This window comes from Pseudoxanthomonas daejeonensis (assembly GCF_022637495.1).
GTDB classification, from domain to species: Bacteria; Pseudomonadota; Gammaproteobacteria; order Xanthomonadales; family Xanthomonadaceae; genus Pseudoxanthomonas; species Pseudoxanthomonas daejeonensis.
Window position 1 is genome coordinate 840,788 of the sequence record NZ_CP093331.1, and the last position, 17,838, is coordinate 858,625.

General features: G+C 69.6%; 14 protein-coding genes. 9 read left to right on the forward strand and 5 right to left on the reverse strand.

What is annotated here, in order from left to right; genetic code table 11:
* Positions 1-46 precede the first annotated feature (46 nt).
* The 5 genes from MNQ95_RS03895 (at position 47) to gdhA (ending at position 5,581) form a co-directional block, all read left to right on the forward strand.
* Complete coding sequence (locus MNQ95_RS03895) at positions 47-1,213, forward strand: threonine dehydratase (RefSeq protein ID WP_241953868.1); 1,167 nt, start codon at positions 47-49, stop codon at positions 1,211-1,213.
* The gene (locus MNQ95_RS03900) at positions 1,210-2,784 is read left to right on the forward strand and encodes a 2-isopropylmalate synthase (RefSeq protein WP_241953869.1); all 1,575 of its coding nucleotides are present in this window, start codon (positions 1,210-1,212) and stop codon (positions 2,782-2,784) included. Before MNQ95_RS03895 ends, MNQ95_RS03900 begins: the two co-directional genes overlap by 4 nt.
* A 120-nt stretch (positions 2,785-2,904) precedes the next feature.
* Entirely contained in the window at positions 2,905-3,081 is a 177-nt protein-coding gene (locus MNQ95_RS03905; protein WP_162409770.1) for a hypothetical protein, read from the forward strand.
* Positions 3,082-3,128: 47 nt separating this feature from the next.
* Complete coding sequence (leuB, locus tag MNQ95_RS03910; RefSeq protein ID WP_241954350.1) at positions 3,129-4,187, forward strand: 3-isopropylmalate dehydrogenase; 1,059 nt, start codon at positions 3,129-3,131, stop codon at positions 4,185-4,187.
* A 53-nt stretch (positions 4,188-4,240) separates the two neighbouring features.
* On the forward strand, positions 4,241-5,581 hold the full coding sequence (gene gdhA, locus MNQ95_RS03915) for an NADP-specific glutamate dehydrogenase (RefSeq protein WP_241953870.1): 1,341 nt from the start codon (positions 4,241-4,243) through the stop codon (positions 5,579-5,581).
* 74 nt (positions 5,582-5,655) lie between these two features.
* On the opposite strand, the gene leuD is transcribed toward gdhA, so the two are convergent.
* Together leuD and leuC are read right to left on the reverse strand one after the other, a co-directional pair.
* On the reverse strand, positions 5,656-6,303 hold the full coding sequence (leuD, locus tag MNQ95_RS03920; protein WP_241953871.1) for a 3-isopropylmalate dehydratase small subunit: 648 nt from the start codon (positions 6,301-6,303) through the stop codon (positions 5,656-5,658).
* 13 nt (positions 6,304-6,316) lie between these two features.
* Positions 6,317-7,744 carry a 3-isopropylmalate dehydratase large subunit gene (leuC, locus tag MNQ95_RS03925; protein ID WP_241953872.1) on the reverse strand — a complete coding sequence of 476 codons (1,428 nt, stop codon included), beginning with the start codon at positions 7,742-7,744 and terminating at the stop codon, positions 6,317-6,319.
* 146 nt (positions 7,745-7,890) lie between these two features.
* Here leuC and MNQ95_RS03930 point away from each other — a divergent pair, with 146 nt between their 5' ends.
* Positions 7,891-8,766, forward strand: coding sequence for a LysR family transcriptional regulator (locus tag MNQ95_RS03930; RefSeq protein WP_162409777.1), 876 nt, complete (start codon positions 7,891-7,893; stop codon positions 8,764-8,766).
* 336 nt (positions 8,767-9,102) lie between these two features.
* On the opposite strand, the gene MNQ95_RS03935 is transcribed toward MNQ95_RS03930, so the two are convergent.
* Positions 9,103-12,267, reverse strand: coding sequence for an efflux RND transporter permease subunit (locus MNQ95_RS03935; RefSeq protein WP_277884374.1), 3,165 nt, complete (start codon positions 12,265-12,267; stop codon positions 9,103-9,105).
* Between the two features lie 3 nt (positions 12,268-12,270).
* The gene (locus MNQ95_RS03940) at positions 12,271-13,398 is read right to left on the reverse strand and encodes an efflux RND transporter periplasmic adaptor subunit (RefSeq protein WP_241953873.1); all 1,128 of its coding nucleotides are present in this window, start codon (positions 13,396-13,398) and stop codon (positions 12,271-12,273) included.
* Positions 13,399-13,474: 76 nt separating this feature from the next.
* On the opposite strand from MNQ95_RS03940, the gene MNQ95_RS03945 reads away from it, so the two are divergent.
* The 3 genes from MNQ95_RS03945 (at position 13,475) to MNQ95_RS03955 (ending at position 16,389) form a co-directional block, all read left to right on the forward strand.
* A complete protein-coding gene (locus MNQ95_RS03945; protein ID WP_241953874.1) occupies positions 13,475-14,137 on the forward strand; it encodes a TetR/AcrR family transcriptional regulator in 663 nt (220 codons plus the stop codon).
* A 139-nt stretch (positions 14,138-14,276) separates the two neighbouring features.
* Positions 14,277-14,939, forward strand: coding sequence for a protein-L-isoaspartate O-methyltransferase family protein (locus MNQ95_RS03950; RefSeq protein WP_241953875.1), 663 nt, complete (start codon positions 14,277-14,279; stop codon positions 14,937-14,939).
* 85 nt (positions 14,940-15,024) lie between these two features.
* On the forward strand, positions 15,025-16,389 hold the full coding sequence (locus MNQ95_RS03955; RefSeq protein WP_241953876.1) for a TolC family outer membrane protein: 1,365 nt from the start codon (positions 15,025-15,027) through the stop codon (positions 16,387-16,389).
* Between the two features lie 87 nt (positions 16,390-16,476).
* Here MNQ95_RS03955 and waaA read toward each other — a convergent pair whose 3' ends face one another.
* Positions 16,477-17,814 (reverse strand): lipid IV(A) 3-deoxy-D-manno-octulosonic acid transferase, encoded by a 1,338-nt coding sequence (gene waaA, locus MNQ95_RS03960; RefSeq protein ID WP_241953877.1) that lies wholly within the window; start codon positions 17,812-17,814, stop codon positions 16,477-16,479.
* Between the last annotated feature and the right edge of the window lie 24 nt (positions 17,815-17,838).

The window sequence follows — 17,838 nt, forward strand, 5'->3', positions numbered from 1 at the left end:
CTTCGCGATCGCCAGCCAGGGACGGAACCGGCGCGGACCGGCAGCGATGCCTGACACCGGCCGCGCCAGCGAAGGAGAACCCGACGTCGGCGATGTCGCCGGCGTGGACGTCAACGTCGCCGACGTACTGGCTGCGCAGTCGCGGCTGCGCCGCTACCTGCCGGTCACGCCTATGCACCACGCCGAGCGCTTCGGGGTGATGCTCAAGCTGGAGAACCTGCAGCGCACCGGTTCGTACAAGGTGCGCGGCGCGCTCAACGCGCTGCTTGCCGCGCGCGAGCGTGGCGACCGCCGCCCGGTGATCTGCGCTTCCGCCGGCAACCATGCGCAGGGACTGGCGTGGGCCGCCTACCGGCTGGGCGTGCAGGCGATCACGGTGATGCCGCACGGGGCGCCGGAGAACAAGATCGCCGGTGTCGCCCACTGGGGCGCGACCGTGCGCCAGCACGGCGACAGCTACGACGAGGCGTACGCGTTCGCACGCGAACTGGCCGAACAGAACGGCTACCGCTTCCTGTCCGCCTTCGACGATCCCGATGTCATCGCAGGCCAGGGCACGGTCGGGATCGAGATCGCCGCGCACACGCCGGACGTGGTCATCGTGCCCATCGGCGGCGGTGGCCTGGCCTCCGGCGTAGCCCTGGCCCTGAAAGCCCAGGGTGTGCGCGTGGTCGGCGCCCAGGTCGAGGGCGTGGATTCGATGGCCCGCGCGATCAAGGGCGATACGCGGCTCATCGACCCGGTCCGCTCGCTCGCCGATGGCGTGCGGGTCAAGGTGCCCGGCTTCCTGACCCGCCGCCTGTGCACGCGCCTGCTCGACGACGTGGTCATCGTCCGCGAGGCGGAACTGCGCGAGACGCTGGTCCGCCTGGCGCTCGAGGAAAACCTGATCGCCGAGGGCGCCGGCGCCCTGGCCCTGGCCGCCGGCCGCCGCGTAGCCGGCAAGCGCAAGTGCGCGGTGGTCTCCGGCGGGAACATCGACGCCGCCACCCTGGCCACGCTGCTTTCCGAGGTGCGGCCACGCCCGCCGCGCAAGCCGCGCCGGCGCACCGGCGAGCTGCCGGCCGTCGACCCCGCCGACCCTGCCCTTGCGAAGAAGGTCGCGGTGGCAAAACGCCGACCAGCCGCTAACCTGTCGCCCTCACCCACCATTTCCGCCCCATCGGCGCCCAGCGCGCCGCAGCCCGTCAGCGAAGAGGAGTTCACCTGGTGAACGCGCCCCAATCCCAAGCCCCCACCCAGGTCTCCCCGGCCCGCATCCGGGTGTTCGATACCACCCTGCGCGATGGCGAGCAGTCGCCCGGCTGCAGCATGACCCCGCCGCAGAAGCTGGTGATGGCCCGCGCCCTGGGCGAACTGGGCACCGACATCATCGAGACCGGTTTCCCGGCCAGCTCGCAGTCCGACCGCGAGGCCATGGCCCTGATCGGCCGCGAGCTGCGCGAACCGGTGCTGGCGGTGCTCTCGCGCTGCCTGCGCGCCGACATCGACACCTCGCTGCACGCACTGGAAGCCGCACAGCGGCCGCGCCTGCACGTGTTCCTGTCCACCAGCCCGCTGCATCGCGAGCACAAGCTGCGCATGAGCCGGCAGCAGGTGCTGGACATGGCGGTGGAGAGCATCACCTACGCCCGCCAGTTCATCGACGATATCGAGTTCTCCACCGAGGACGGCACCCGCACCGAAGAGGACTTCCTGCACGAGGTCGTCGCCGCGGCGATCTCGGCCGGTGCCACGACCATCAATGTGCCCGACACGGTCGGCTTCACCACGCCCGAGGAGATCCGTGGCCTGTTCCAGCGCCTGATCGGCACTGTGCCCGGCGCCGGCAACGTGATCTTCAGCGCGCACTGCCACAACGACCTGGGCCTGGCGGTGGCCAACACGCTGGCCGCGATCGAAGGCGGCGCGCGCCAGGTCGAGTGCACGATCAACGGCATCGGCGAGCGCGCCGGCAACTGCGCGCTGGAAGAGATCGTCATGGCGCTCAAGGTGCGCGGCGCGTTCTTCAACGTCGATACCGGCATCGATTCGCGCCGCCTGGTCCCGACCTCGCAGCTGCTGCAGCGCCTGATCGGCATGCACGTGCAGCGCAACAAGGCGGTCGTCGGCAGCAATGCGTTCGCCCACGAGTCGGGCATCCACCAGCACGGCATGCTGCGCCACCGCGGCACCTACGAGATCATGCGTCCGCAGGACGTGGGCTGGCCCGATACGCAGATGGTGCTGGGCCGGCACAGCGGCCGGGCCGCGGTCGAGCAGCGCCTGCGTGCGCTGGGCTACTACCTGGAGGAAGGCGAGCTGGACCTGGTGTTCACCGACTTCAAGGCGCTGTGCGAACAGCAGCGCGTGGTCACCGACGCCGACCTCCAGGCGCTCATGCAGGACACCGGCGACGGCGAAGGCTATCGCCTGGCCTCGATGACGGTCAGTGACCGTGGCCAGCGCGCGATCGCCACGGTCGAGCTGTCCGATCCGGATGGCAGTCGCGTGCTTGAAAGCGCCGAGGGCGACGGCCCGGTCGACGCGCTGTTCGCCGCGCTGTCGGCGGCCACCGGCGTGCGCCTGGCCCTGGAGAGCTACCGCGTGCACAGCGTCGGCCTGGGTGCCGACGCGCGCGGCGAAGCGAGCCTGAGCGTGCGCCACGGCGAGACCGAGTTCGAGGGCACCGGCACCAGCCGCGACATCATCGAAGCCAGCGCGCTGGCCTGGCTGGACGTGGCCAACCGGCTGCTGCGCCAGCGACGGGTCGCGGCGGGAACCGAACAGCTGGCCACCGCCTGAGCATTCCGTGACCTGCATCGCACCGGCCACCCATGGCCGGTGGTCCAATGCCCGGCTCCCGCCCTCCCCTCCACACTCCGCAGGCCATGCGCCTGCACCCCTGCCGCCAGGAATCAAGCAATGCCGCTCGCCGAAAGCAATCCCGCCGCCACGTTGACCTTCGACGCGGCCGTGCACCGCGCGCTTGCGCGCCGCCTGTCCGACACTCCCTACCCGCATAACGGCGCCGACGCGGTCGAGCGCACGGAAGCGGCCGAGCCCGCCGGCAACGAGCTGGCGTCCGAAACCTCGCGCTGAGCGCGCGCGGCCACTCTTCTTTCCCCGTCTCCAGGAAACCCATGCCCATCCACGCTGACATCGTCGTCCTGCCCGGCGACGGCATCGGGACCGAGATCGTCGCCGCGACCCTGCCGGTGCTCGAAGCCATCGCCCACCGCCATGGCCACCGCTTCGCTTTCCACGAGCACGACATCGGCGGCATCGCCATCGACCGGCACGGCGTGCCGTTGCCGGCCGCGACGCTGGAGGCGGCGCAGAAGGCCGACGCGGTCCTGCTGGGCGCGGTAGGCGGACCGAAGTGGTCGGACCCGAACGCGAATGTGCGCCCGGAACAGGGCCTGCTGGCGATCCGCAAGGGACTGGGCCTGTTCGCCAACGTGCGCCCGGTGCGACCGCACCGCGCCGCGCTGGGCGCCTCGCCGATCAAGTCCGAGCTGCTGGAAGGCGTGGACATCGTGGTCGTGCGCGAGCTGACCGGCGGCATCTACTTCGGCGACAAGACGCGCAGCGACAGCGACGCCAGCGACCTGTGCCGCTACACCGTGGTCGAGATCGAACGCGTGGTGCGCAGCGCCGCCGCGCTGGCGCGCACGCGCCGTGGCCACCTCACCTCGGTGGACAAGGCCAACGTGCTGGAAACCTCGCGCCTGTGGCGCGACGTCACCAACCGGGTGATGCGCGAGGAGTTCCCGGACGTGACCCTGGAACACCAGCTGGTCGATTCGATGGCGATGCACCTGCTGTCCAAGCCACGCGCCTACGACGTGATCGTCACCGAGAACATGTTCGGCGACATCCTCACCGACGAAGCCTCGATGCTGGCCGGCTCCCTGGGCCTGCTCGCCTCGGCTTCGCTGGGCGACGGCAAGGTCGGCATCTATGAGCCGATCCACGGCTCGGCACCGGACATCGCCGGCAAGGGCATCGCCAATCCCTACGCCACCATCCTCAGCGCGGCGATGCTGCTGCGCTATTCACTGGGTCTGGAAGCCGAGGCGGCTTCGATCGAAGCCGCGGTGTCGGACGCGCTGGACGCAAAGGTGTTCACCGCCGACCTGGCCGCACCCGGCCAGGCCGTGAGCACCACGCAGGCCGCGCAGGCGGTGATCGAACGGCTCGCCTGAAGCCCGTCGGCGCACCACCACCCGCCACAGATCCGAACGAAGGGGAATAGCACGTGCGAGGTTCCAGGGAAGCGTTTCTCGACCGGTTGCAACGCCGCGACCCGGGCCAGCCCGAGTTCCTGCAGGCGGTCAAGGAAGTTACCGCGAGCCTCTGGCCGTTCCTGGAACGGCATCCGGAGTACGCCCGCGACGGCCTGCTCGAGCGCCTGGCCGAACCGGAACGGGTGATCCAGTTCCGGGTGAGCTGGGTCGACGACCGCGGACAGGTGCAGGTCAACCGCGCCTTCCGCGTCCAGCACAGTTCGGCGATCGGGCCGTACAAGGGCGGCATGCGCTTCCACCCGTCGGTGGACCTGTCGATCCTGAAGTTCCTGGCCTTCGAGCAGACCTTCAAGAACGCGCTGACCACGCTGCCGATGGGCGGCGGCAAGGGCGGATCGGACTTCGATCCGAAGGGCAAGAGCGACGGAGAGGTGATGCGCTTCTGCCAGGCGCTGATGCTGGAGCTGCACCGGCACCTGGGCCCGGACACCGACGTGCCGGCCGGCGACATCGGCGTGGGCGCGCGCGAGGTCGGCTACATGGCCGGGATGATGAAGAAGCTGTCCAACCAGGCCGGCTGCGTTTTTACCGGCAAGGGCGTGGCCTACGGCGGCAGCCTGATGCGGCCGGAGGCGACCGGCTACGGCACGGTGTACTTCGTCGAGCAGATGCTGCACCACGCCGGCCGCCCGACCAAGGGCGCGCGCGTGCTGGTCTCCGGCTCGGGCAACGTGGCCCAGTTCGCCGCGGCCAAGGCCTGCGACCTGGGCGGCAAGGTGCTGACCTTCAGCGATTCGGACGGCACCCTGTTCGCGCGCGACGGGTTCGACCTCGAAGCGATCGGGCAGGTGGCGCAACTCAAGAACGTGCGCCGCGGTCGCCTGGCGGAACTGGGCGAGGATCCGCGCTTCGACTACATGCCGGGTCGGCGACCGTGGCACATACCCGCCGAGATCGCCCTGCCCTGCGCCACACAGAACGAGCTGGACGGCGGGAACGCGCGCACGCTGGTGGACAACGGCGTGATCTGCGTGGCCGAGGGCGCCAACATGCCGTCCACGCTGGAAGCGGTGGACGTGTTCCTGGAAGCCGGCACGCTGTACGCGCCCGGCAAGGCCTCCAATGCCGGGGGCGTGGCCACCTCGGGCCTGGAGATGTCGCAGAACGCGCTGCGCCTGTCCTGGCACCACGCCGAGGTGGACGAGCGCCTGCACGCGATCATGAAGGACATCCATGGCCACTGCGTGCGCCACGGCAAGCGCCGCGACGGCAGCGTCAACTACGTCGACGGGGCCAATATCGCCGGCTTCGTCAAGGTCGCCGATGCGATGCTGGCGCAGGGCGTGTACTGACCGGTGCCGGCAGGCGGGGTCGCCCCGCAGCATTCCGCGGGGTTTGGCAAAGCTGCGTCGCTACCGGGAGCGCGTCAGCCTTGGGCGTTGAACAGCCACGGTTGCGCGGCCTTGTGCCGCGCCTCGAACGCCACGATCGAATCACGCTCCTGCAGGGTCAGCCCGATGTCGTCCAGGCCATGCAGCAGGCAATGCTTGCGGAAGGCGTCGATCTCAAACGAATACCGCACGCCATCAGGCCGGGTCACCGTCTGCGCGTCCAGGTCCACGGTCAGCGCATAGCCCTCGGTCGCCTCGCACTGCGCGAACAGCGCGTCGACCTGCTCGTCCTCCAGCACGATCGGCAGCAGGCCGTTCTTGAAGCTGTTGTTGAAGAAGATGTCGGCGAAGCTGGGCGCGATGATCGCGCGGAACCCGTATTCGTCCAGCGCCCACGGCGCGTGCTCGCGCGAGGAACCGCAGCCGAAGTTCTCCCGTGCCAGCAGAACGCTGGCGCCGGCATAGCGCGGGAAGTTCAGGACGAAATCGCGATTGAGCGGGCGATGGGTGCTGTCCTGCCCGGGCTCGCCGATGTCGAGGTAGCGCCATTCGTCGAACAGGTTCGGGCCGAAACCCGAGCGCTTGATCGATTTCAGGAACTGCTTGGGGATGATCTGGTCGGTGTCGACATTGGCGCGGTCCAGCGGGGCGGCCAGGCCGGTGTGGGTAGTGAAGGCTCGCATCGTTCCAGTCTCCTCAGGCACTCAGCAGGTCGCGCACGTCGACGAAATGGCCGGCCACCGCAGCGGCGGCAGCCATCGCCGGACTGACCAGGTGGGTGCGCCCACCGGCACCCTGGCGGCCTTCGAAGTTGCGGTTGGAGGTCGAGGCGCAGTGCTCGCCATTGCCGAGCTTGTCCGGGTTCATCGCCAGGCACATCGAGCAGCCCGGCTCGCGCCACTCGAAGCCCGCCTCCAGGAACACCTTGTCCAGGCCCTCGGCCTCGGCCTGCGCCTTGACCAGGCCCGAGCCAGGGACCACCAGTGCCTGCTTGATGCTGGACGCGACCTTGCGACCCTTGGCCACCTCTGCCGCCGCACGCAGGTCCTCGATTCGCGAATTGGTGCAGGAACCGATGAACACGCGATCCAGCCGGATCGTGGTGATCGGCTGGTTGGCCTGCAGGCCCATGTACTTCAGCGCGCGCACGATCGAATCCTTCCTGACCGGATCGGATTCCTGGTCCGGATCGGGCACGTTCTGGTCCACGGCCAGCACCATTTCCGGCGACGTGCCCCAACTCACCTGCGGACGGATGTCCTCGGCGCGCAATTCGACCACGGTGTCGAAGTGCGCGTCAGGATCGGAGACCAGCGTCTTCCACATCGCCACGGCCGCCTCCCAGTCGGCGCCCTTCGGCGCGAACGGACGGTCCTGCGCGTAGGCGATGGTTTTCTCGTCGACGGCGACCATGCCGACGCGCGCGCCTGCCTCGATCGCCATGTTGCAGATCGTCATGCGGCCTTCGACCGACAGCTCGCGGATCGCCTGGCCGGCGAACTCCAGCGCATGGCCGTTGCCGCCGGCCGTGCCGATCCGGCCGATGATCGCCAGCACGATGTCCTTGGCGGTGACGCCCGGCGACAGCGTGCCCTCCACGCGCACCTGCATGTTCTTCATCTTCTTGGCGACCAGGCACTGCGTGGCCAGCACGTGCTCGACCTCGGAGGTGCCGATGCCGTGCGCCAGCGCGCCGAACGCGCCATGCGTGGAGGTGTGCGAGTCGCCGCAGACCACGGTCATCCCCGGCAGCGTCGCGCCCTGCTCCGGGCCGACCACGTGGACGATGCCCTGGCGCACGTCGTCCATCTTGAATTCGAGGATGCCGAAGTCGTCGCAGTTCTCGTCCAGCGTCTGCACCTGCAGGCGGGAAACCGGATCGGCGATCGCCTGCAGCCCGCCGGCGCGCTCGGTGCGCGTGGTCGGCACGTTGTGGTCGGGCGTGGCGATGTTGGCGTCGATCCGCCACGGCTTGCGGCCGGCCAGGCGCAATCCCTCGAACGCCTGAGGCGAGGTGACCTCATGGAGGATGTGGCGGTCGATGTAGACCAGCGAGGAACCGTCGTCGCGACGGGTCACCTCGTGCATCTCCCACAACTTGTCGTACAGGGTCTTGCCGGCCATGTGCTGCCTCGGATCGTCTGGCGGTGGCGGGTCGCAGAAAGACCTGGACCCACCGGCTGGAGGGTCATCGTGCCCCCTTGCCATCGATAACTCAAATGCATATTTTTCATCCATACGATTCCTGATTGGAATCAAATGGAGCCTCGATGGACTGGGCCAGCCTTACGGCATTCGTAGCTGTCGCCGACCACGGCGGCTTCTCGGCGGCCGCCCAGCAGTTGCACCTGACCCAGCCGGCGATCAGCAAGCGGATCGCCCTGCTGGAGGAGTCGCTGCAGGCGCGGCTGTTCGACCGGCTCGGCCGCCAGGTGCTGCTGACCGAGGCCGGGCGCCTGCTGCTGCCGCGCGCGCGACAGATGCTGGCCGAAGGCGAGGCGGCGCGTCGTGCGCTCCAGGACCTGGGCCAGGACATCGGCGGACGCCTGAGCCTGGCCACCAGCCACCACGTCGGCCTGCACCGCCTGCCGGCGCTCCTGCGCCGCTTCAGTGCGCTGCACCCGCGCGCGGCGCTGGACATCCGCTTCGTGGATTCAGAGCAGGCCTACGCGCAGGTCCTGCACGGCGACGTCGAACTGGCGGTGACCACGCTGGGACCGACCGATGCGCCGCTGCAGGCGACCACGGTCTGGGACGATCCGCTGTGCTTCGCGGTGGCACCCGACCACCCGCTCGCGCGGCTGTCCAAAGTGACCCTTCCCGACCTGGCCGCGCATCCGGCGGTGTTGCCGGATCCGGGTACCTTCACCCACCGGATCGTGGCGGAGACGTTCGCCCGTCGCGGGTTGTCGTTGCGCCTGCGGATGACCACCAACTACCTGGAGACGATCAAGATGATGGTTTCCGTCGGCCTGGCCTGGAGCGCCCTGCCGCGCACGATGGTCGACGCGCAGGTGCAGGTGTTGCCGGTGGCGGGCGTGCAGCTGTCGCGCCGGCTGGGCTATGTCGTCCACGGTGGCCGCACGCTGTCGCGCGCGGCGCAGGCATTCATCGGCTTGCTGCAGGCGGAGACTCCATCGTCCTGACTCGTGCTGCTGCACGACAAGCTGCGGCGAGGTCGCTCGGGGCCTGGCGCGAGGCCTCCTGACCTCGATGTCCCCCGGTACCGGCCCATGGCCGGTACCTCCTCCTTTATTTCCGGCCAGGAGGCCTCGCGCCAGACCTTCGGGGCGTGGCTTCGCGCATTGCGAGCGAACCGCCAAACACCTCCAGACACTCCGATGCGGGGCCTGTCGACGGGAGGTAAAGGAGGAGGCAGCGGCGGCAGGCCGATGCCGGGGGACACGAGCGGCGGCAGGCCTCGCATCGGAGTGCCGCCGCCCTGTCACCGGGTTTCGCTTTCGCCGGCATATCGGCTTACGTCAGCCCGCCGCTTCCTCCGGCTTCACCCGGAACCACGCCGCGTACAGCGCCGGCAGGAACAGCAGGGTCAGCGCGGTAGCCACGATCAGCCCACCCATGATCGCCACCGCCATCGAACCGTAGAACGCGCTGCGCGACAACGGGATCATCGCCAGCACCGCGGTGAGCGCGGTCAGCACGATCGGGCGGAAACGGCGCACGGTGGCGTCGACGATCGCGTGCCAGCGGTCGTGGCCGGCGGCGATGTCCTGTTCGATCTGGTCGACCAGGATCACCGAGTTGCGCATCACCATGCCGGCCAGCGCGATCGTGCCGAGCATCGCGACGAAGCCGAACGGCATGCGGAAGATCAGCAGGAACCAGGTCGCGCCGATCAGGCCCAGCGGCGCGGTGACCAGCACCATGACCGTGCGCGAGAAGCTGCGCAGCTGCAGCATCAGCAGCGTGGTCACCACGAGCAGGAACAGCGGCATGCCCGCCTTGATCGAATTCTGGCCGCGCGCGGCGTCTTCGACCGACCCGCCCACCTGCAGCAGGTAGCCCTGCGGCAGCTGACCGCGGACATCGTCGAGCGTCGGGTCGATCTGCGCGGTAACCGCCGCCGGCAGCAGCTCGTCGCTGAGGTCGGCACGCACGGTGATCGTCGGCAGGCGATCGCGATGCCAGATGATGCCGTCCTCGAACACCTGCCGCAGCCTCGCCACCTGCGACAGCGGCACGCTGCCGCCGTCGCCGGTCGGCACCGCCAGGCTGCCGAGCAGTTCGAGCTGGTCGCGATCGCCAGCGCCACCGCGCAGCATGATCCCCACCAGCTCGTTGCCCTCGCGGTAGGTGCTGGCGGTGTAGCCGGACAGCTGCGCGCTGAGGAACTGCGCCAGCTGCGCGCTGCTGATGCCCAGCGCGCGGGCACGGTCCTGGTCGACCTCCATCCGCACGACCTTGCTCGGCTCGTCCCAATCGAGATTGACGTTGGTGGTGTGCGGGTTGGCGCGCACCTTCTCCGCCACCTCGCGCGCGATCTCGCGCACCTGCCCGACATGCTCGCCGGACACGCGGAACTGCACCGGGTAGCCGACCGGCGGGCCGTTCTCCAGCCGGGTCACGCGCATCTGCAATTCGGGGAATTGCGGAACGACGTCCTTGAGCAGCCAGTTGCGCAGCTCCTCGCGCGCATGGGTGTCTTCGGCGAGCACGACGAACTGGGCGAAGTTGGTCGCCGGCAGCTGCTGGTCCAGCGGCAGGTAGAAGCGTGGCGAACCGGTGCCGACGTAGGCCACGTAGTTGCGGATGTCGCCGCGCTCCTTCAGCAGGACTTCCAGCTTCCTGGCCTGCGCCTCGGTGGCGCGCAGCGACACGCCCTCGGCGAGCTCCAGGTCGACCATGAGCTCGGGCCGGGTCGAATCGGGGAAGAACTGCTGCGGGATGAAACGGAACAGCACGATCGACATCACGAACAGGCCGATCGTCGCGCCGATCACCAGCCAGCGGCGGCGCAGGCAGGCGTCGAGCAGGCGGCGGAAGCGCTGGTAGAACGGACGCTGGTACGGATCCTGGTGGTGCGCATCCAGCGGTGCCGGTGCCAGCGCGAAGGCGAACTGCGGCCACCGGTCGGCCAGCCGTTCGCGGAACGCGCGGCGGCGCGCGGCCAGGCTGCCCGGCTTGGGCGGCTGCGGATGCGCCAGGTCCGGCAGCATCTTGTCGCCCAGCCACGGAATGAACAGCACCGCGGCGATCCACGACACCAGCAAGGCGATCGTCACCACCTGGAACAGCGAGCGCGTGTATTCGCCGGTGCTCGAAGCGGCCGTGGCGATCGGCAGGAAGCCGGCCGCCGTGATCAGCGTGCCGGTCAGCATCGGGAAGGCGGTGGACTCCCAGGCGAAACTGGCCGCGCGCAGCCGGTCGAAGCCCTGCTCCATCTTGATCGCCATCATCTCCACCGCGATGATCGCGTCGTCCACCAGCAGGCCCAGCGCCAGCACCAGCGCACCCAGCGATATCTTGTGCAGGCCGATGCCGAAGTAGTACATCACCGCGAACGTCATCGCCAGCACCAGCGGGATCGACACCGCCACCACCAGGCCGGTGCGGAAGCCCAGCGAGAAGAAGCTGACCAGCAGCACGATCGTCACCGCCTCGGCCAGCACGCGCACGAACTCGCCGACCGATTCGCGCACCGCCTCGGGCTGGTCGGAGACCTTGCGCAGCTCCATGCCCACCGGCAGGGTGTCCTGCAGCTGCGCGAAGCGCGCTTCCAGCTCATCGCCCAGTCGCAGGATGTGGCCGCCGTCCTTCATCGCCACCGAGATGCCGATCGCGTCCTCGGCCATGAAGCGCATGCGCGGAGCGGCCGGATCGGAAAATCCGCGATGCACCCGCGCCACGTCGCCCAGGCGTATGGTGCGGCCATCGGCACGGACCGGGAACGCGCGGATCTCCTCGAGGCTGCGGAACGGGCCATCCACGCGCAACTGCACGCGCTCGCTCGCCGTCTCGAAGAAGCCGGCCGGCACCACCGCGTTCTGGCTCTCCAGCGCCTGCTGGACCGCCTGCAGCGGGATGCCCAGCGTCGCCAGCTTGGTGTTGTCGATCTCGATCCAGACCTTTTCGTCCTGCAGGCCGAGCAGTTCGACCTTGCCCACGTCGGGCACCCGCTGCAGGTCCAGCTGGATGCGGTCTGCATAGTCCTTGAGGATCGCGTAGTCGAAGCCAGGGCCGGTCAGCGCATAGATGTTTCCAAACGTGTCGCCGAACTCGTCGTTGAAGAATGGGCCGACCACGCCCTCGGGCAGGGTCGGGCGGATGTCGCCGACCTTCTTGCGCACCTGGTACCAGAGGTCGGGCACGTCGCGCGAGGGCATCGAGTCGCGCGCCATGAAGATCACCTGCGACTCGCCCGGGCGCGAGTACGAGCGCACGAACTCGTACTTGCCGGTGTTCATCACCGCCTTCTCGACCCGCTCGGTGACCTGCCTGGCCACCTCCTCGGCGGTGGCGCCCGGCCATAGCGTGCGCACCACCATCGCCTTGAAGGTGAACGGCGGATCCTCGCTCTGGCCCAGCCGCAGGTAGGACCAGCTGCCGATGATCGCCAGCGCGATCATCGCGTACAGCACCAGGCCGCGGTTGTGCAGCGCCCACTCGGAGACGTTGAAGCGGCGCACCGGTCAGTCCGCCTTCGGCTTCGAAGCGACGACGGCAACCGGGCGGTTCTCGCGGTCCACCGGCGCGACAGGCTCGCCTTCGCGCAACAAGTGACCGCCCGCGGCGACCACCCAGTCACCGGCCTGCAGCGCGCCGGTCACCGGCACGCTTTCGCTGCCGAACTTGCCGGTATCCACCGGCACGCGCAGTGCCTTGCCTTCGCGCACGACCCAGACCGCCGCGGCGCCATCTTCGCCACGCTGCAGTGCCGACAGCGGCACGTGCAGGCTGGCGTCGCCATTCGATTGGGGCAGGTAGACGCGCGCGCTCTGGCCCAGTTCGACCTCGCCCTGCGCGGCGGCGTCCAGCGCGACGCGCGCGGCGAAGCTGCGGGTCTGCGCGTCGGCAGCCGCGGCGATCTCGCGGATCGTGCCGGGCAACCGCTGGCCAGGCGCGCTCCACAGCTCGACCTGTGCGGTGTCGCCGACCTTGAACTGGCGGATGCGGTCTTCCGGCAGGTCGATGGCGACCTCGCGGCCGCCGTCGGCGGCCATCACGAAGATCGTCTGGCCCGCGGCGACCACCTGCCCGGCTTCGGCCTGGCGCGAGGCGATGACGCCGGCGCGCGGGGCACGCAGTTCGGTATAGCCGGCCTGGTTGCGGGTCACGTCGCGCTGCGCGCGGGCGGCGCGTGCCTGGCCGGCGGCGGCTTCGTACGCGGCCTTCTGCGCGTCGTAGGTGGAGCGGCTGACCAGTTGCTGCTCGACCAGCTTCGCGTAACGGTCCAGGTCGCCCTTGCTGCGGGCCAGTTCGGCCTCGGCTGCAGCGAGCTGGGCCTGCGCGGCCTGGGCCTGCAGCGCCTGGTCGGCGGGATCCAGTTCGGCCAGTACCTGGCCCTGCTCGACCCGCGCACCGGCATCCACCGCGCGGCGCACCAGCTTGCCGCCGACGCGGAACGAGAGCGGGCTCTCCTCCCGCGCATGCACTTCGCCCGGGAAGGCCAGCGCCGCGCCGGCACCGCCGGCCTGGGGCTGCACCACCCACACCGGCCGTAGCGCCGTGGCGGCTTCTTCCTTGCCGCCGCACCCGGCAAGCGCGGCTGCGACCAGTACCATGGCCGACACGCCGGCCATCCGGAATCCGTTCTTCATCGCCGCCATCCTGCTGTTCAATATTGAACCAGCGGGTATGGTATAAATAGAAAACCGAGTAGTCCAGTATTACCGCATGATCCCGAAGAACGCCGCCACCACTACCCCTGCCGCCCCGTCCAAGGCTCCCGGCCCCGGTCGTCCGAAGGACCTGGGCAAGCGCGCGTCGATCCTGGAGGCCGCCAAGCGTCTGTTCCTGGAGCAGGGCTACCAGGGCGTGAGCATGGACCAGATCGCCACCGCCGCCGGCGTGTCGAAACTGACCGTCTACAGCCACTTCGGCGACAAGGAAGCGCTGTTCTCCGAGGCGATCACGGCCAAGTGCCAGGAAGTGCTGCCGGACGACCTGTTCGTCAGCCCGCCGGAAGGACCGCTGCACGAACAGTTGCGCGCGATCGGCCACGCCTTCTTCGCGCTGATCACCAGCGAGGAGGCGATCAGCATGCACCGCATGATGAACACCCCCGGCACCGCCGAGCACACCCTGCGCGAACTTTTCTGGAACGCCGGCCCACGCCGCGTGCAGGAGGTCTTCGGGCAGTTCCTGCAGGCGCGCGTGGACCAGGGCCAGTTGCGGATCGACGACGTCGCCCTGGCGTCCTCGCAGTTCTTCTCGCTGCTCAAGGGCGAGCTGCATCCGATGATGGCCTGCGGCCTGTGCGTGGATCCGGGGCCGGCCGAAGTGGCGCGCCACATCGATGCCACCGTCGAATTCTTCCTGCGCGCGTATGCGGCCTGAACTGTGCCAGCACCGGGCGGGGATGGAGGTCGCGGTGACTTCCGGCACTGCGACGGTCCCGCCGGCCAAGGCGATCCTTGCCGGCAAGGGGCGGTCCGGCCCGGTAGAATGCCCGGCCTCCCGCGTTGGATGACTCCCCATGACGATCGACTACGCCCGCGCCCGTGAACTGATGGTGGAACAGCAGGTCCGGCCCTGGGACGTGCTGGACATGGCCGTGCTTGACGTGGTCGGTCGCCTGCCGCGTGAAACGTTCGTGGCCGAGCAGTACCGGGCATTGGCCTACGCCGACATGGAACTGCCGCTGGGCCATGGCGCGACGATGATGAAGCCCGTCGTCGAGGGCCGCATGCTGCAGGCGCTGCAGCTGCAGCCGGGCGACAGCGTGCTGGAAGTGGGCACCGGCAGCGGCTACATCAGCGCCTGCCTCGGCGCCCTGGCGCGCGAAGTGGTCAGCCTGGAACGGGTACCGGAACTGGCCGCCGCCGCACGTGCGCGCCTGGATGCCACCGGCCTGGGCACCAATGTCCGCATCGAGGTGGCCGACGCGCTGCAGTACGAGGGCGGCCGGCAGTTCGACGCGGTTTGCGTCACCGCCGCGGTCGCGGAGATTCCCGCCCGGTTCCTGCAGTGGCTGCGCCCGGGCGGTCGCCTGTTCGTGGTCCGCGGCCAGGCCCCGGTGATGGAGGCCGTTCGCCTGGTCAAGGGCGATACGGTCAACGCCGCCGCCACAGAATCGTTGTTCGAGACCGAGCTGGGCTATCTGCACGGCGCCGAGCCGGTCCCGCAGTTCCTGTTCTGACCGGCGCCAAGGCGCGGTCGGCACGACATTCCCCCCGACGACCTGCATTCCAGCGCAGGCCGCATACCTAGAAAGGAAGCCGCTGATGATCCGCCGTTCCCTCGCCCTGGCATTGGCCGCCGCCCTGGCCTCCGGCTCCGCGCAGGCAGCCGACCTGCTGCAGACCTACGAGATGGCCCGCAACGGTGATCCGCAGCTGGCGATCGCCGAATCCAACACGCTGTACGACAAGGAAGGCGAGGTCCAGGCCCGCGCCGCGCTGCTGCCACAGGTCTCCGGCGACGCCTCGCTGCGCAAGTCGCGCACCGAGTACGACGGCATCAGTGGCTCGTTCACCGGCACCGCGCGCAGCTATGGCGTCAACGCCAGCCAGACGCTGTTCAACTGGAGCCAGTTCTCCAGCCTGCGCACCCAGCGCGCGCTGAGCCAGGCCGCCGACTACACCCTGGACGCCGCCAACGACGACCTGGTGGTGCGCACCGCCGCGGCCTACTTCGACGTGCTGGTCGCGATCGAATCGCTGGCCGCCGCCGAGACCAACGAGGCCGCCGGCAAGCGCCAGTTCGACTACGCCGACAAGCGTCTGGAAGTCGGCCTGGCGCCGATCACCGACGTGCACGAAGCCCGCGCCCAGTACGACGACGCCCGCGCCAACACCATCCTGGTCCGCAACGCGCTGGCCGACGCCTACCAGGCGCTGGCCGAGCTCACCGGCCAGCCGGTGAACAGCCTGCGCGCGCTGCCGAGCGATTTCCGTCCCGAGCTGCCGGCGCAGCACGCCGATGCCAATGCCTGGGTCGCCCGCGCCATCGACAACAACCCGGCCCTGCGCGCGACGCAGCTGCAGGGCGACGCGGCCGAATCCAGCGTGCAGACCGCGCGCGGCAACCACTACCCGACCCTTTCGCTGGGCGGCGGCTGGGGCAAGGACGCGGCCTGGGGCGACAGCGTCGGCGGCGGTGGCGGTTCCACCGGCGACAGCACCGGCACCAGCATCGGCCTGACCCTGAGCGTGCCGATCTTCACCGGCGGCGCGACCCAGTCGCGCGTGCGCCAGGCCCTGGCCCAGCGCGACGTGGCCCAGGACCAGTACGAGCAGCAGCGCCGTGCGCTGGACCGCAATACCCGCGCCCTGTACCAGGCGCTGGTCGCCGGCGTCAGCGAAGTCGAGGCCCGCCGCCTGGCGGTGGTCTCGGGCCAGAGCGCCTTCGACGCCTCGCAGGTCGGCCTGGAAGTCGGTACCCGTACCGTGCTGGACGTGGTCCAGAACCAGCGCACGCTGTTCCAGGCGCAGGTCGAGTACGCGCGCTCGCGCTACAACTTCCTGCTCAACCGCCTGCTGCTGGCCCAGGCCGTGGGCGAGCTGGATATCGAGCAGCTGCGTACGGTCAACAACATGCTCACCGTGGATGCCGAAGCGCAACTGGCCAATCCGCAGACGCAGCAGTAACGCCACGCCGGCGTTCGCGCCGCAGCGAAAGGGCCGCCCTTGGGCGGCCCTTTCCATTTCCAGCAGGGACAGGCGGCCGCTTCGTGCTCAGCGCGCCGCTGCGACACCACCGGCGGGCACGGTTTCGACCGCGGCGGCCGGCAGGTCGCCGGCGATGAGCTCGAGCGTGCGCTGCAGCGCGCCGCGGCCCTGGTCGACCAGGGTTCCGCCCGCATCGGTCATCACCTCGCGCGCCGCCGGATCGCCCAGCAGGGTTTCCAGCAGGGTCGCCACCGCATCGGCGCTGTCACCGATGCGCAGCGCCCCGGCCTCTTCCATGCGCCTGGAGATCTCGGCGAAGTTGTGCAGGTGCGGACCGGTCACCACCGCGCTGCCGACCGCCGCCGGCTCCAGCAGGTTGTGGCCGCCGATCGGCTGCAGGCTGCCGCCGACGAAGGCCACGTCGGCGCAGGCGTAGAACGCCATCAGTTCGCCCAGCGTGTCGATCACGAACACGCCATCGTCCGGGCGTGGCCAGGTGTCGCGCCTGCGCGCGCCGACCTTCCAGCCGGCCTCCGTCGCCAGTGCCTGCACCCGCGCGAAACGTTCCGGATGGCGCGGCGCCCACAGCAGCAGCAGGTCGGGCCAGCGCGCGCGCAGGCGCCGGTGCATCGCGACCACGTCCGATTCCTCGCCTTCGTGGGTGCTGGCCGCCAGCCACACCGGCCGCGCGGAGCCCAGCGCGGTGGCGAACGCCGAGCGGAACGCATCGAGCCCTTCCGGCACGGCCACGTCGTACTTGAGGTTGCCCAGCACCTGGACCTGCTCGGCGCCGGCGCCGAGCCTCTGGAAGCGGCGCGCGTCGGCGACCGACTGCGCGGCCACGCACTTGACCGTGCGCAAGGCGCGGCCGATCAGCGGGCGCAACAGGCGGTAGCCACGCAGCGAGCGCGCCGACAGCCGCGCGTTGAGGATGTACACGGGGATGCCCAGGTTGCGGCAACCGAACAGCATGTTCGGCCACAGCTCCGTCTCCATGATCAGGGCCAGGCTGGGACGGAAGTGCTGCAGGAAGCGCGCGGTGCTGCCCGGCAGGTCGTAGGGCAGGTAGACGTGCTCGACCCGCTCCCCCCACAGCGCGCGCACCCGGTCCGAACCGGTTGGCGTGATCGTGGTGATGACCCAGTGGATGTCGGGCCTTTGCTTGAGCAGTGAATTGACCAGTGGCGCGGCGGCGTTCACCTCGCCCACCGAGACCGCGTGCAGCCACGCGCATGGCCGCCCCGGCTCCGCGCCGTAGGTGGCGTAGCGCTCGTCCCAGCGACGGAAGTACTCGTGGACGCGGAAACCGCGCGAGATCAGGTGGTACAGCGTGAACGGCGAAAGCAGGTAGAGGGCGAACGAATACAGCGCGCGCAACGCGCCTTCGCCCGGTTCCTTCCGCATGGCTTCGTTCGGCATGCGCGCAGC